This window comes from Flavobacterium sp. FPG59 (genome assembly GCF_002150205.1).
Taxonomy (GTDB): Bacteria; Bacteroidota; Bacteroidia; order Flavobacteriales; family Flavobacteriaceae; genus Flavobacterium.
The window spans coordinates 19,067-34,734 of the sequence record NZ_MTCA01000012.1 but is presented as its reverse complement, the minus strand read 5'-3'; the positions used below and the strand labels follow the sequence as shown (position 1 = coordinate 34,734).

The 15,668-nt window shown below is 31.7% G+C and carries 15 protein-coding genes; 11 read left to right on the top strand and 4 right to left on the bottom strand.

Annotation, left to right across the window (positions count from 1 at the left end; translation table 11 throughout):
* Positions 1–98: 98 nt before the first annotated feature.
* The 4 genes from FPG59_RS02645 (at position 99) to FPG59_RS02630 (ending at position 4,422) form a co-directional block, all read left to right on the top strand.
* On the top strand, positions 99–647 hold the full coding sequence (locus FPG59_RS02645; protein ID WP_086453070.1) for a hypothetical protein: 549 nt from the start codon (positions 99–101) through the stop codon (positions 645–647).
* A 133-nt stretch (positions 648–780) separates the two neighbouring features.
* Complete coding sequence (locus tag FPG59_RS02640) at positions 781–2,049, top strand: oligosaccharide flippase family protein (RefSeq protein WP_086453069.1); 1,269 nt, start codon at positions 781–783, stop codon at positions 2,047–2,049.
* Positions 2,049–3,314, top strand: a complete 1,266-nt coding sequence (locus FPG59_RS02635; RefSeq protein ID WP_086453068.1) for a hypothetical protein — start codon at positions 2,049–2,051, stop codon at positions 3,312–3,314. The genes FPG59_RS02640 and FPG59_RS02635 overlap by 1 nt, the downstream gene beginning before the upstream one ends.
* Positions 3,304–4,422 (top strand): glycosyltransferase family 1 protein, encoded by a 1,119-nt coding sequence (locus tag FPG59_RS02630; RefSeq protein ID WP_086453067.1) that lies wholly within the window; start codon positions 3,304–3,306, stop codon positions 4,420–4,422. Before FPG59_RS02635 ends, FPG59_RS02630 begins: the two co-directional genes overlap by 11 nt.
* A 5-nt stretch (positions 4,423–4,427) precedes the next feature.
* Here the strand turns inward: FPG59_RS02630 and FPG59_RS02625 are convergent, their stop codons facing one another.
* Positions 4,428–5,234: a 2OG-Fe(II) oxygenase gene (locus tag FPG59_RS02625; RefSeq protein WP_254906632.1), complete on the bottom strand. Its 807-nt coding sequence runs from the start codon at positions 5,232–5,234 to the stop codon at positions 4,428–4,430.
* Between the two features lie 121 nt (positions 5,235–5,355).
* Here FPG59_RS02625 and FPG59_RS02620 point away from each other — a divergent pair, with 121 nt between their 5' ends.
* The 5 genes from FPG59_RS02620 (at position 5,356) to FPG59_RS02600 (ending at position 10,952) form a co-directional block, all read left to right on the top strand.
* Positions 5,356–6,444 (top strand): DUF1972 domain-containing protein, encoded by a 1,089-nt coding sequence (locus tag FPG59_RS02620; protein ID WP_086453065.1) that lies wholly within the window; start codon positions 5,356–5,358, stop codon positions 6,442–6,444.
* Positions 6,404–7,723, top strand: a complete 1,320-nt coding sequence (locus FPG59_RS02615; RefSeq protein WP_086453064.1) for an O-antigen ligase — start codon at positions 6,404–6,406, stop codon at positions 7,721–7,723. The genes FPG59_RS02620 and FPG59_RS02615 overlap by 41 nt, the downstream gene beginning before the upstream one ends.
* The gene (locus tag FPG59_RS02610; protein WP_086453063.1) at positions 7,723–8,706 is read left to right on the top strand and encodes a UDP-glucuronic acid decarboxylase family protein; all 984 of its coding nucleotides are present in this window, start codon (positions 7,723–7,725) and stop codon (positions 8,704–8,706) included. Before FPG59_RS02615 ends, FPG59_RS02610 begins: the two co-directional genes overlap by 1 nt.
* 115 nt (positions 8,707–8,821) lie before the next feature.
* Entirely contained in the window at positions 8,822–10,174 is a 1,353-nt protein-coding gene (locus FPG59_RS02605; RefSeq protein WP_086453062.1) for an exopolysaccharide biosynthesis polyprenyl glycosylphosphotransferase, read from the top strand.
* A 1-nt stretch (position 10,175) separates the two neighbouring features.
* On the top strand, positions 10,176–10,952 hold the full coding sequence (locus FPG59_RS02600) for a glycosyltransferase family 2 protein (protein ID WP_086453061.1): 777 nt from the start codon (positions 10,176–10,178) through the stop codon (positions 10,950–10,952).
* On the opposite strand, the gene FPG59_RS02595 is transcribed toward FPG59_RS02600, so the two are convergent.
* Complete coding sequence (locus tag FPG59_RS02595) at positions 10,942–12,252, bottom strand: phenylacetate--CoA ligase family protein (protein ID WP_086453060.1); 1,311 nt, start codon at positions 12,250–12,252, stop codon at positions 10,942–10,944. The two genes, FPG59_RS02600 and FPG59_RS02595, sit on opposite strands and share 11 nt — an antisense overlap.
* Before the next feature lie 134 nt (positions 12,253–12,386).
* Between FPG59_RS02595 and purD the strand changes: the two genes are divergently transcribed.
* Positions 12,387–13,661: a phosphoribosylamine--glycine ligase gene (purD, locus tag FPG59_RS02590; RefSeq protein WP_086453072.1), complete on the top strand. Its 1,275-nt coding sequence runs from the start codon at positions 12,387–12,389 to the stop codon at positions 13,659–13,661.
* Between the two features lie 40 nt (positions 13,662–13,701).
* Here purD and FPG59_RS02585 read toward each other — a convergent pair whose 3' ends face one another.
* Positions 13,702–13,932, bottom strand: a complete 231-nt coding sequence (locus FPG59_RS02585; RefSeq protein WP_086453059.1) for a uracil phosphoribosyltransferase — start codon at positions 13,930–13,932, stop codon at positions 13,702–13,704.
* Between the two features lie 143 nt (positions 13,933–14,075).
* Here FPG59_RS02585 and FPG59_RS02580 point away from each other — a divergent pair, with 143 nt between their 5' ends.
* Positions 14,076–15,005 carry a DUF6427 family protein gene (locus FPG59_RS02580; RefSeq protein ID WP_086453058.1) on the top strand — a complete coding sequence of 310 codons (930 nt, stop codon included), beginning with the start codon at positions 14,076–14,078 and terminating at the stop codon, positions 15,003–15,005.
* Here FPG59_RS02580 and upp read toward each other — a convergent pair.
* Positions 15,000–15,653 carry a uracil phosphoribosyltransferase gene (gene upp, locus FPG59_RS02575; RefSeq protein WP_086453057.1) on the bottom strand — a complete coding sequence of 218 codons (654 nt, stop codon included), beginning with the start codon at positions 15,651–15,653 and terminating at the stop codon, positions 15,000–15,002. The two genes, FPG59_RS02580 and upp, sit on opposite strands and share 6 nt — an antisense overlap.
* Positions 15,654–15,668: the final 15 nt, after the last annotated feature.

The following is a 15,668-nucleotide window of genomic DNA, read 5'->3' as shown; positions in this document are numbered from 1 at the left end:
TGTTGATATTGGTAATCTTAAAAATAGAAAATGAATAGTTAAACAGTTGGCATCTTATAGATTTTTAAAAAAGTATCAATTCCGAAATCTTTAAAATAATGAAAAAACAATTATTTTTTGCATGCATAATTTTATCAATAGTATTTAGTTCTTGCAAAAAGGAGGAGAATAAAAAAGAGGAAAGTCCTGCTGAGACTGAAGCTATTAAAAACAGTTTTAAAGTAACTTTGACAGCCACAGTTACAGTAGATGATAATTTCCAGTTGTATTATAGTCAAAATGATTATGAAGCTCCTTATCAAGAAGATAATTCGGTTTGGGTAGCTGTAAAAGCTAGTGACAAGCCGCAAGATATAGTTTTTATACTTCCAGAAGATGTACTTCCCAATTACATTCGAATTGATTTTGGAACCAATGAGAAGCAAAAAGAGATCATTATTCAAAATTTTAAAATGAACTATTTCAGTAAAAGTTTTGAGGCTAAAGGTTCTTTATTTTTCAACTATTTTATTCCAAATGATTGCATTACAATTTTAGAAAAAAACAAAGCAGTTGTTCAAAATATAAAGTCAACAGACGGAAGATATGATCCATTATTTTATTCAGAAAAAGCACTTTATGACCAGATTCAATTGCTTATTAAATAATTGATATTCAAGCTAAAAGGAGTCACAAATTGTGGCTCTTTTTTTTGATTATATAAAGTATTGTTTTAGTTTAAAATGAATTTGAAAGAGGACTAACACTGCTTATGTTATATTTGTAATTAATCACATCATTTTGTTTAAATCAATAGGTCTACAGGTATTTAAAAATAGTAGAATTAAAAATGGTACTATTTATGGAATTGGTCAAATTGTCAATTTGATTAGTCCGCTTGTGGTTATGCCTTATCTAATAACGATTTGTGAAAAAGAAGGATTAGGTAAAATAGGTGTAGGCTTTTCATTTGCCTTAATATGTAATGTAATTGTGGATTATGGCTCTTATATCAATGGCACCAAAGCTATTTCGATAGGTAGAAACCAAGTTGAAAGTATCAATCAAAAAATTGTTTCGATCTATGTAATGAAATTGTTTTTGCTTGCCATTTTACTATTTTTTTCCTTTCTATTGATTTGGTTTGTTCCTTTTTTTAGGCAGGAACAAGCAGTTTTCTTTTTAAGTTTATTGTATGTTTTGGGACAAGTAATTAATCCTACTTGGGTTTTTCAAGGATTAGAAAATTACAAATGGATTTCATGTATAAATATTATATCCAAATTAATTTATGTTGTGGCTGTTTTTTCTTTTATCAATAAAAAAGAAGATTACATCTATGCTAATGCTTACTTGGGAGTTGGATTGATTGTTTCAAGCGTAATTGGGTTATTTTATTTGATAAAAAAATACCATTTACGGTTTTATTCTTCGGTTTGTAAAGATGCTGTGGTATTATTAAAACAAGAGTTTTCATTAACAATATCCCAGTTATTTTTGTCTTTTTATCAATATCTTCCCATTATGATTATTAGTTATCTGGGAGGAAATGCAATGGCAGGACAGTATAGAATTATAGACCAAATTGTAATGATTTTTAGGACTTACTTACAGATGTTCTTTAATTTTATTTATGCTGATGTTTGTTTGCAAATACATAAAAATCTAAAAAAAGGCATTACACATTGGTTGCAGTATTATGGGCTTAATTATACGGTAGTGGTATTGTTAGTAATTGTTGCATTTGTGTGTACTAAGCCTATTTTGTTGTTTTTTAATATACGTTCTAATGAGCTAGATGCAATGAACATTTTTTTTAAAATAGGTTTGATCATACCTTTGTTTATGGCAATTTCTATTGCCTTAAAACAATTGCTTTTTGCTTTAAATAAAAACAAAGAATATATCAAAATTACCATTGGCTCTTCTATTTTTAGCCTGCTTGTTTTTTTCATATTTATTAAAAATGTGGGTCTTGAGGGTGCATTTTTAGCTACAATTTTTATTGAATTAGTAGTGATTATTCTATATTGTATTGTTTTGAAACCATTAATTAGACTGGAAAAATAATGATGAACTTTACAATTTATAAAAGTTTCCCCTACCAGATTTTATTCCTATTATGTATAGTAGTTTCGTTGTTTGCAAACTATGAGCTTACTTTTGTGGTATGGTTTTTCACTTTATTGATTACCATAAAAAGAAAATATTCAGTTACTATACTAAAATATTGCGCTATCTTCTTAGCTATACTTTTAGTTGCAACGGTCTCTACTTTATTTAGTAAAACGACTCTTTTTTTATTTATAAGAGACTTTACATACCTGGTAAAACCCATTTTAGGATTATTAGTGGGCTATCAGCTTTGTAGGTTTGGTAGTAAGTTAGCTTTAAAGGTTTTAATTTACACAGGCCTAGCCATTTCAATACTACATTTGGTCACTTTATTTTTCACCATAATCCAATTTAGAACGTTAAGTGTTAATTTTTTGAGGCAGCAAGGTGGCTATTTTAGTGATTATGAAATCTATGTTTTAATTGTACTTATTTTTTATAGAAACTTCAAAATTGAAATTTCAAAAAAACAAAGAACGGTTTTATTACTCATTATAGGTTTGTCTAGTTTTTTGTATTTGGCGAGAACCAACTTGATTCAATTTATTATTTTATACGTAGGTCTAAAAGGATATTTAGTATACAGCCATAGATCATTAAAAGTGATTTTATCGGTGCTTTTATTTACAATTATTGGCTATACGGCCATTGTTTATAGCAATCCAAAACGTGAAGGAAAGGGGATTCAAGCGTTTTTGTACAAAATAAAAATTGCTCCCGAAGAGGCATTTAAAACACGAATTAATAAGGATGACTGGAAAGATTTCAATGATAATTACCGCTCATTTGAAAATATTATAACCGTAAAACAAGTTTCAAATAACGGACCTCGAGCTATATTTTTTGGGGAAGGGTTGGGGTCAACATTAAATATTGGTCGAAAAATATTGACAAATGACAATGAGTACGTTCAATACATTCCTATTGTTCATAACGGTTACATGACTATTTTTCTAAAATCAGGGCTGTTAGGAGTTATTTTGCTGCTAGTTTTTTTGATTCATTTATACAAACAAAAGAAATCTAATCTTGAGGCCGTACAAGCCATTAATTATTTATTATTGGGTTCTAGTGTTTTTTTAATTGTATCTAATTGGGTTTTTTTAGGTTTGTATTTAAAATTAGATAATAAATCAATCATAATTGGATTTTTAATTGCACTAAGAGAGGTCATGTTAAGAGAGTATAAAAGTCAAAAAAGTAGTTTAAATGAATCTTAAAAACACAACCAACATCTTTGTTGACTGTCATGTTTTTGATAGTGGATTTCAAGGTACTAGAACCTATATTCAAGGTCTTTACACGGATTTGATGCAGTATAATGATCTTCATTTGTATTTGGGTTCTAATAATCCAAAATCCTTACAAACTATTTTTGGAGATCACCCTAACGTGACGTATGTAAAATACCAGTATCATAATAAATTTTGGAGGCTTCTTGTTGATATTCCTAAGATTATTAAAAAAAACAAAATTGACTTTGCGCATTTTCAATACACCGTTTCACCCATAAAAAGATGCAAATATATCGTGACAACACATGATGTTTTGTTTATTGATTTTCCAAACTATTTTTCGTTTTTTAGTCGATTTATCAATACCATTTTATACCAACAAAGCGCTAAATGGTCAGATATTAGACTCACGGTTTCTGAATATTCCAAGCAAAAATTAGAACAACATTTTGGAATTTCTGATTATGTATTAACTCCAATTGCAGTTGACGGTGCTTTTTTTGAAACCTATATTAAAGAGCAAGTCAAGGCTCGAGTTGCAAATGAATATTCCTTGAACGATTATATAATTTATGTAAGTCGCTGGGAACCCAGGAAAAATCATCAAATGGTTTTGAAAGCTTTTGTAGACTTGGAATTGTATAAAAAACACCAACTTCTTTTTTTAGGTAGCGAAAGCATTTTTAATCAGGAATATCAGGAATTATTTGATGGATTATCGCCTGAGATAAAAAATCAAATAACAACCATAAACAACACTGATTTTCAAACCATGTTGTTGTTGCTTAGAGGAGCAAGTGCAGCTGTTTATCCTTCATTTGCTGAGGGGTTTGGTATTCCTCCGTTAGAATCTGTGGCAGCAAAAATCCCTACAATTTGTTCTAATAAAACGGCCATGTCTGATTTTAGCTTTTTTAACGAATTTTATTTTGACCCAAATAATCAAACCGAGTTCAACCACAAATTGCTGTATATTCTTGAAAATAACACAACAGCAGCGTTTGAACAAATGGCGTTTTCTATTAAAGAAATTTACAACTGGGAAGAGTCAGCAAAGGTGGTTTACCAACTTTTAAAAGAAACTACAAAGTAATTTAGTTATTGATTTTTTGCAGTACCACTGCCAAACAATTTGTTTTTTGTTTTGACTAAAAGGTTATAATTTTTAGCAAATTGTTTCTTTAAAAAGGATGCATCTTCCTTTGGGAACCAATCGGTGGTCCGAATTTTTTCAATTTGGCAGATATGATTTTGGTATGCATATGTTGCAATTGACGTTCTAAAATGGCCTTCAGGAAAATTGGTTAAATCATATCCATGTAGCGTGTATGGTGCACATTGTTGAATAATAAAACGATTAAACGGAACATCCAGTTCGGCTTCTTCTCCGGTTCTTAGATCTTTTATTTTTAACTCACCCTTATATTCCTTTTTCCAGTCCTTGTTGAGGTATAATAAGAGGTTTAATTCACGGTACCAGTTGTTTTGAATGGGATGGTAATTAAAGTCTAAGTGCATATCAAGAAAGCTGTTTTTCTTTCCTTGATGCAAGCCTCCTCCATGATTTTTTGGGTCTACAAAAATTGATTTTGATGTGATGTAGGATAATATTTTATTAAACCTTTCCGATGATAAGTCTTCGTACAGTTCCTGTAATTCAGGTCCTAGTATTTTATAATTTGATTTTTCAAATTTATTATTAGCAAAAGCATAATCCCTACTTTTATTATGAAGTTCTGGAATGCTATTGTAGGCTTTGATTAGTTTGTCCTCATCACAAAATTGATCAATGATTAAGTGTGGAAACGGTTTAGCGGTTAGATACGATAAACGGAGTGGGTTTAAATTATGTTCTAGGTATTCAAAATTGATCATAAACTGCTGAGGTGATGTATTTGTAAACAAAAATAGCTATTAATGAGCGTATTTAAATAGATTAGAATTAAATTTTAGATATCAATTCCAGCATTTGAGAGTTTTAAACTTTTAAAATCATTATTTTTGGAACTTGATTAAATATAATGAAATGAAAATTGCAATTCTCGGAACTAGAGGAATTCCTAATAATTATGGTGGTTTTGAGCAATTTGCCGAGATTTTTGCAGTTTATCTTGCCAAGCAAAATCATGAGGTTTATGTTTACAATACTCATGATCATGTTTTTAACGAAAAAATGTTTCAAGGTGTGCATATCATCCATAAGTACAATCCAGAACACAAAATAGGTACGGCAGGGCAGTTTATTTATGATTTAAACTGTATACTTGACACCAAGAAAAGGAAGTTCGATATTATTTTGCAATTAGGATACACTAGTAATTCCATTTGGTCTTTTCTGTTACCCAAAAAATCTATGATCATCACCAACATGGATGGAATGGAGTGGAAGAGAACTAAATATTCTGCAAAAATTCAAAGATTTTTACAATTTGCCGAGAAAAGAGCTGTAAAAAGTAGCGATTTTTTAATAGCAGATTCTATTGGAATACAAAAATATCTTAAAGAAAAGTACAACAAAGAGTCTACGTACATAGCGTATGGAGCAGCACCATTTTGGAATTCAAATGAGGAGTTACTCTTACCTTATAACTTAGAGAAATATACTTATGACTTACTTATAGCTCGGTTTGAACCCGAAAATAATTTAGAAATGATTCTGGATGGAGTAGCCATTTCAAAAAATGATAGACCGATAGTTGTTGTGGGTAATAGCAACAATAGTTTTGGTAATTATTTAAAACAAAAGTTTAAAGACAATCCTAGAATACGATTTATAGGTGGCGTCTATAACAAAGAACATTTAGATAATCTTAGGTTTTTTTCATCGCTTTATTTTCATGGTCATTCCGTGGGTGGTACTAATCCGTCTTTGCTAGAGGCAATGGCTGCAAAAGCATTAATTGCAGCTCATAGGAATGAATTTAATCAAGCCATTTTAAAAGACAATGGCTTTTATTTTTCGAATGCTAAAGAGGTTCAAAAACTAAGAGAAACAGTTCATAAGAGTCACCACAATAAAATTGTTCAAGATAACTTTGATACCATCATTCAGGAATTTAATTGGAATAGAATAAATGAATCCTATCTTACCTTATTCAAAAAAAGTCTTTCATAAAATTGAAGAATTGTGGCAAAATCAAACACTATTGGTTTGTCTTTTAGCTGCAATGCTCATGACGCTTCCTTTGAAACACAACATCGGGAGTATGACTTGTATAATTTTTTTACTGGTTTGTTTTTCTAAGGCTAAAAAAGCTAATTTTTCAATTTCAAAAGTTGAAATACTTCCAATGCTCCTTTATGTATTAATGGTGCTTTCCTTACTATGGACCATTGACGTTCACGCTACAAAGGCCGGATTACAAAAGGAAATATTAGTTTTATTAATTCCCATTGCTTTTTGCTTTTTACCCCATTTAAATCAAGAGGTAAAGCATCGGGTTTTTAAAATTTACAGTTTCTCAATGGTGTTTTTTGCCATTTTTTGTTTAGCAAAAGCAGTCCTTAAATTTAGCAGTTCAGGAGATTTTAGCGTGTTTTTTTATCATGAATTGGTTACTGTTAGCCTTAATGCAATATATGTTTCGGGGTTTGCCTCATTTGGGATGTTCTATTTTTTGGTCCAAAAAAACAAAACAATTTTTGATCAATTAGCATTGGTAACACTAGTTGCATTTGTGTTTTTATTGTCATCAAAGAATATTATAATTTGCGATTTTATTTTGGTCATGGTGTATCTTTTCTTTTTTTCTGGATTTTCTAGAAAAACAAAAACTGCAATACTTGTAGCCATTGTTTTGATAACAACAACCTGTATAGCATCAATAAAACCAATAAGAGACCGGTTTATGATTGAGTTAAAAACCATACTGGTTGATAGTTCTTTAAAGGAAGGATCTGAGGAAACTAAAAATTCAATCTATAGCATTAGTTTAAAACAAGCTTGGAGCCAAGAGCAGTTTCAAGAGAATGACTTTTTTCCAGGGGCTGCTTTTCGGGTTTATCAAACGAGGATTTTTATAGAAATGCTTCAAGAAGAAGGTATTTTTTTTACCGGATTCGGATTAGATGCTGCTCAAACTAAAATTCAAGATAAAGTCAAGGAACATCATTTGCACCACAGTTATGGAGAATATAATTTTCATAATGAATATGTACAAATTTTTTCTGAAATTGGTTTTTTGGGTATTTTAATTCTGGTTTGTATGTTGTTTATTTCCATTAGAAACGGAATTAGAAATAAAGATTTTGTGCATATCGCTTTTTCGGTAACAATGATAGTGTTATTTTTGACCGAATCCTTTTTGAGTAGACAAAGAGGTATAATTTTCTTTATTGTATTGTACTGTTTGTTAAACAAAGTAAATCATAATAAAGAACAGAACTTATTGTAATGAAAAGAATACTTATCACCGGAGCCGCAGGATTTTTAGGATCACATCTTTGTGACCGTTTTATCAAAGAAGGCTACCATGTTATTGGGATGGATAATCTCATTACGGGAGATTTAAAAAACATTGAGCATCTTTTCAAATTGGAGCAGTTTGAATTTTACCATCATGACATCACCAAGTTTGTTCATGTCCCTGGAAATTTAGACTATATTTTACACTTTGCATCGCCTGCAAGTCCTATTGATTATTTAAAAATCCCTATACAAACCTTGAAAGTAGGTTCCCTTGGTACTCATAACTTATTGGGTTTAGCAAGAGTCAAAAAAGCAAGAATTCTTATTGCATCTACTTCTGAAGTGTATGGAGATCCATTGGTACACCCACAAACCGAGGAATATTATGGCAACGTAAATACCATAGGACCTAGAGGAGTCTATGACGAAGCAAAACGCTTTCAAGAATCAATCACGATGGCGTATCATACCTTTCATGGCGTAGAAACCAGAATTGTTCGAATTTTTAATACGTATGGTCCAAGAATGCGCCTCAATGACGGTCGCGTTATACCCGCTTTTATTGGTCAGGCCATTCGCGGCGAGGACTTAACCATTTTTGGCGATGGCATGCAAACCCGTTCTTTTTGCTATGTTGATGATCAGGTAGAAGGTATTTTTAGATTGTTGCATTCGGATTATGTTTTGCCTGTAAATATTGGAAATCCAGACGAAATTACTATTAAAGATTTTGCCGAAGAAATCATTAAACTTACAGGTACCAATCAAAAAGTGGTGTACCATCCGTTACCAATAAATGACCCGTTACAGCGACAACCTGATATTACTAAAGCCAAAGAATTGCTTGGTTGGGAAGCAAAAGTAGGCCGTGCCGAAGGAATGAAAATCACATATGAGTATTTTAAATCTTTATCTAAGGAAGAACTTTCAAAAGAAGAACATAAAGATTTTTCTAAATATATTTTTTAGTTCATTTACCTTTCTTTTAATCTAATGAAGTGAAATAAAAGTTCTAGATTAATTTCTTTATATAAGATTCGCAACGGCTTGAGCTTGCCTACTTGCTATTTTAATTTGTATCCTATTGAAAACAAAAACAGGAAGATATTCGGGCTACATTCGTCCCTTTTCATTTGCCATTGATTTATTGATAATCAATGTCTTGCTATGGTATATGACTGATTTTCCTGTAAAGACACCTTTTTATTTTGTTATCATAAGTATAAGTTGGTTTATTATTGCTGCCAGTTTGGGTTTTTATGAGGTTTACAGGTATACTAAAGTGATTTCTATACTAAATTGTGCCTTAAAACAAGGAGTTGTATTTTCTCTTTTTTGTCTTGCCTTAGCCTTTTACGACTCCTATAATTCTAGTTTTGAAAGCATTGGGTATTTTACTCTACTGTCTCTATTTATCATTTTAATTGTCAAGCTGGCTATTTATTATTTTCTAAAAAAGTATAGGCTATTGTATGGTGGAAACTTTAGAAAAGTAATTTTGATGGGCAATGCAAAAAGCACTGAGCCTTTGCAACATTTTTTTACAGAGAACCCAGATTATGGATACAAACTTGAGCGTATTTTTGAGCTAGAAAAAAATAAGTCTAAAACCCTCAAGGAAAGCTTTGAGTATGTAATAGAACATCAAATAGATGAATTGTATTGTTCTATGAGTGATTTAAACCAAAACCAAATTAATGAAATTGTTTTTTTTGCCGATAATAATTTGAAGACATTAAAGTTTATTCCCAGCGAAAAACAAATTCTTTCGCGGAATTTCACATTTGAATATTACAATTATATTCCTGTAATATCATTGCGTAACATTCTACTTGATGATACTTTGAACAAGGTAATTAAGCGTGTTTTTGATATTGTTTTTTCATTAATCATAATTGCAGGAGTGCTCTCATGGTTGACACCCATACTGGCTATATTCATTAAGTTGGAGTCAAAAGGGCCTTTGTTTTTTATCCAAAAAAGAAATGGATTGAATTACAAAGAATTTTTTTGTTATAAGTTTAGATCAATGGAACTTAATGATGAAGCCCATTTGAATCAAGTATCAAAAAACGACATTAGAGTTACTAGGGTAGGTCGTTTTATAAGAAAGACTAGTATTGATGAATTGCCACAATTTTTTAATGTTTTACTGGGCGAAATGTCAGTAGTAGGACCTAGACCACACATGGTAAGTCATACCCAGATGTATGCGCTTACTGTGGATAAATTTATGGTACGTCATTTTATAAAACCTGGTATCACTGGACTCGCTCAAACAAAAGGTTTTAGAGGAGAAGTGGAGACTGATAAGGACATTATCAACAGGGTGAAATATGATATCTTTTATATGGAAAATTGGTCTATTTTATTAGATATTAAAATCATTTTTTTGACCATTTACAATACGATTCGGGGCGATAAAAAAGCATATTGATATGAAAAATAATTTAGTATCTATCCTAATGCCCTGCTACAATTCAGAGAAGTACATTCTTGAAGCTATTCTTTCAGTACAGGAACAAACACACACAAATTGGGAATTGATTCTAGTTGATGATTGTTCAAGTGATAGCACTGTATCTATTGCTAAAACAATTGCAAATCAAGACAGCCGAATACGTATTTTTAAACTCCTTACAAACTCAGGAACAGGCGTTGCTAGAAATACAGCTTTATCAAAAGCCACAGGTGATTACATTGCTTTCTTGGATGCTGATGATAAATGGAAACCCAATAAGCTAGAACTACAATTGCAATTCATGCAGCAGCATAAATTACCATTTACTTTTTCTTTTTACGAATGTATGAATGAAGCAGGTATATTGTTAAACAAACGCGTCGAGGCGCCACAGCAACTTACGTATAGGCTACTGTTTTTTTGCAATTATATAGGCAATCTCACCGGGATTTATGATGTTTCTTTCTACGGAAAAATTCCTATTTCTCTTTCTAGAAAAAGACAAGACTGGATGATGTGGCTTACCATCCTAAAACCTATAAAAAAAGTGCGGCCGGTTCCAGAAAGTTTAGCGTTTTATAGAGTAAGGGACAACTCTATTTCGGCTGGTAAAATAGCTTTACTCAAACATAATTTTGCAGTATATCGTTCTTTTCATGGATACAACATAATACTGTCATTATTGTGCATGTTAGTTTTCCTGTTTACGCAACTTTTGGTCAAGCCGCGCTACACAAAAAAACTTATAGCATAGAGGTAAACTGTTTTAGTTTACCTCTATTGGTTCTATCTAAGTTATTTTTTCGGACGAATGTAATGCTCAAATTAGGTTCTAAATATAAAGAAATGGCAGCTTCAATTTTTTTAATTTGATTGGGAACTAGTTCTTTTTCACTTACATAATCAATTTCAAAACAATCTAATTTAGTTTGTTTGATGGTAAATTCTTTTACATTTCCATCATCTTCAATGATACTTTTAGTCACGTAATAAAATGTAAGTCCTGCTGATTTTTTTCCGCTTGGTAAAACAACCACATCATTAGAGCGCCCTATCAATTGTTGTAAAATGGGTTTTTGTAAAGTGCTTTTTTTATCCAAAATGCCAATATCTCCAATATCATACCGTATAAACGGATGCGCTTTATTGTACAAAGAGGTGATGACAACACGACCAGCTTTACCATAAGGAACCGCTTTATTATTTTGGTCTAAAATTTCAACAAATAAGTTTTCAGAGTTTATTTGCCAAAGCCCTTCAGGATTTTGAAACGCGATCAAGTCTAGTTCAGAGGCACCGTATTCATTGACAATAGGAACTCCAAGTTGTTTTTCTAATAAAATTTTATCGTCATCAAAAAGCATTTCAGAGGTAACCATACATACCTGTAAACTAGGACAAACACTGGTTAATACAATATTTTTTCGTTGTAAAAATTTAGCAAACAAAACAATAGCGCTGGTATACCCATTGATGTAATCAAATTTTTTTTGGCTAAAGGTTTTCAAAATCCTTTCTAAAACAACATCTGACAAATCAAATACAGAAAACCGGTATCGATGACTCAAGAAATCTTTGAACCGTTCTTTTTTATTTCCAATAAAATCCATCGGGATGCCATAAAACCGGGCTTGGTATGAAGTATTAAAATCAATGCCATACCAACCAAAACGGTACATGTTTGAAGCCCAAGTTAAAGCATGAGAATAATTGTCTTTTGCAAATATAAATGGAGTACCGCTAGAGCCAGATGTTTTGTTTGTATAGCAGTTTTTTAAAGTATAACCCCTAGAAAGTCTTTCTTGAAGTGGTTTTTGTAAATTTTGTTTGCTCAAAATGGGTAAATCATCCCAATTTTTATAATTTTTTGTACCTACAAGTTTACTGTAAAACGAATTGTTTTCTAAATGATACTGAACAATTTCTCGTTTCTTACTCTCAATAAATTGCTCATGTTCTTGCGGTGTTTGTGCAATTATTTTTAGTAATTCCTGCCGTGCTTTACGAATAGGAAACCCTTTCCATTGCAGTGCTATATCAAATAATCGAAACATTTTTAAGGAGTATTGTGTAATCAAAAATAGTATTTATGTCTTACTTATTAGTTGCTTTGGGGAAGTTTTTACTATTTAATTGTTTTTTGAGTTCAAAACCAATTATTTTTGCACGACAACTAAAAACAACACACATGACAATTTTACTACTCGGTTCTGGCGGAAGAGAGCACGCATTTGCTTGGAAAATGGTTCAAAGCCCATTATGCGAAAGACTTTTTGTAGCTCCTGGAAATGCAGGAACTGCAGCCATTGCAACCAATCTTGCTATGAGTCCAACCGATTTTGAAGCCATAAAAGCATTTGCAATTCAAGAGAATGTGGGCATGGTGGTTGTAGGTCCTGAGGATCCATTGGTAAAGGGGATTTATGATTTCTTTTTAAATGATCCAGCTTTATGTCATATTCCTGTTATTGGTCCTTCAAAAATAGGCGCTCAGCTAGAAGGGAGTAAGGAATTTGCAAAGGAATTTTTAATCAAACACAACATCCCAACGGCTGCTTATGATAGTTTTACAGCCGAAACCGTAGAACAAGGATGTGAATTCTTAGAAACATTGCAACCTCCTTATGTTTTAAAAGCAGATGGTTTGGCCGCTGGTAAAGGCGTTTTAATCATTCAGGATTTGGCTGAAGCCAAAGATGAATTAAGAAACATGCTTGTACATCAAAAATTTGGTGTAGCCAGTTCAAAAGTAGTTATCGAAGAATTTCTGGACGGAATAGAATTGAGCTGTTTTGTACTCACAGACGGAAAAAGTTATAAAATATTGCCAACTGCTAAAGATTACAAACGCATTGGCGAAGGCGATACAGGACTTAATACAGGCGGTATGGGAGCTATTTCTCCAGTTCCTTATGTAGATGCTGTTTTGATGGAAAAAATAGAAACACGCATTGTAAAACCTACAATTGATGGTTTTCAAAAAGATGGAATAGCTTACAAAGGTTTTGTTTTCATAGGCTTAATCAATGTTAATAATGAACCTATTGTTATTGAATACAATGTAAGAATGGGAGATCCAGAGACCGAAGTAGTAATCCCAAGATTACAAACTGATTTGGTTGAATTATTTTTGGCTGTAGCCAATGAAAAACTGGACGAAATCAACTTAGAAATTGATCCAAGAAGTGCCACTACTGTGATGCTAGTATCTGGAGGTTATCCAGAAGATTTTGAAAAAGGAAAAGTAATTACGGGACTAGAAAACGTTAAAGATTCTATTGTATTTCATGCTGGAACTAAGCTAGACCAAGGAGCAATTGTTTCAAATGGGGGTAGAGTGCTAGCCATTACATCTTACGGGAATGATTTTCAAGAGGCCATAAAAAAATCTTACCAAAACATAGACAAGCTACATTTTGATAAGATGTATTTTAGAAAAGACATTGGAAATGATCTTAAATAATAAAAAGAGCTCTCAATCTCAAACAAGAGGTTGAGGGTTCTTATTTTAAGAAAGAGTGAGCCGTAGTATCTTGATTTTCTGTTCCTGCATCATTAAAGATTTGCAATTGTTTGATCCAGTACACCATTGCAGCTGCACAAATAATCATGAAAATCCAGTTGATAGTGTTAGCAACAAACCATGAGCTAAGCTCTAAAGAACGTAAAAAATCTAGAGGAGCAAATAAAATGTCTACAAATAAGTATTGTATTCCTTCGAAAAATGCTTTCATAATATATAAATTGATTTAAGTAATTGTTTTGTAAACACGATACTAACGAATGTTTTTTAAAATAAAATAATCTTTATTAACAAGCAGGGTTTACTTTTTAAACAAGTATTATATTTACAAACACAAAAGTATAAAATATCCTTATGATAACAAGTGTTTTTAAAAAATCTACACCATTAAATTTTTCATTGGTTGTAATTTTTATGCTGGTTTTCTTTTTAGTAGTACAATTCCAGGAAACTTCTTGGATGACATCTTATTTTTTAATGTTTAAAAAAGGGGTATCTTTTTGTTTTATAGTTGCTTCGGTATTTTTAACAGATTTTATTGCCAAAAGAAATGGCTTGAGTAAAGATAGTACTTTTACTACATTTTTCTTTTTGTTGTTCTTGTTATTTTTCCCAAGTATTTTTGACAATATTAATCTCATTATTGCCAATTTTTTTCTGCTTTTAGCCCTTAGGAGATTAATCTCTTTACAATCATTAAAAGCATCAAAAGAGAAAATATTTGATGCTTCGTTGTGGATTTTCCTTGCTACGTTATTTCATTTTTGGAGTATCCTTTTTATAGTATTGGTTTTTATTTCTATCATTTTTCACGTAGCCAGAGACTATAGAAATTGGATTCTACCTTTCATAGCTTTCTTTGTTACCGGAATCATTTTCTTGTTGTTTACAACGGTGTTTCAAATTGATAGTTTGGCTTACATTACAAAAAGTATGAGTGTGAATTTTGCATTAGATTATTTTACAAGCAATTATCAAAACGGGGCAATGTCTATTTATGCAACTATTGCTTTGTTTTTTATAATTTCTATGTTTGCTAGTTTGTCTAGTAGACCTCAAATACTACATACTTCTTATAAAAAAGTGGTGGCTTCTTTCTTTTTAGGAGTTATTATTTATGTAATTTCAGATCATAAAAGTAATGATTTACTCCTTTTTACTTTTGCTCCCCTAGCCATCATGGCAACCAGTCATATTGAAATACCACAAGAAAAATTAAAACAAGAAATTGTAGTTTATGTGATGATTGCCTGCAGTATGTTTACTTTTTTTACACAATTATAATTTAATCCCATAGGCTAAATCACCTGCATCTCCTAGTCCTGGAATGATATAGCTTTTCTCATTTAGTTTTTCGTCTAGTGAGGCCACCCATAAGTGGCAGTTGTTTGGTAGTTGCTCTTGTAAGTACGCAATTCCCTCTGGAGCGGCAATAACCACAGCAATATGAATTTCTTTTGGGGTACTATTTTCCATTAATTTATTGAAAACAGCTACCAGTGATTGTCCTGTAGCAAGCATAGGATCTACTAGAATTAGATTCTTTCCGTTGAGGTCAGTAATGGCTTGGTATTGCACCAAAATATCAAAAGCTTCATCATTGTTTGGGTGGTGCCGGTAAGCTGATACAAAACCGTTTTCGGCTTGATCAAAGTAATTTAAAAATCCTAAATGCAAAGGCAAACCTGCTCTAAGTACTGAGCATAATACGAGTTGATCAGCTATTTCAGTAGTTTTTTTTATTCCTAGAGGTGTCTGAATTTCAATATTGTTATACTCTAAATTTTTACTTAATTCGTATGCCATTATTTCACCAATACGTTCAATATTTCTTCGGAAACGCATACTGTCATGTTGCACAGTAACATTTCGAATTTGTCCTAAAAAGTGATTAAGGACACTGTTTTCCTCTGATAAATAATGAATTTGCATGGTTGTTTTTTTCGA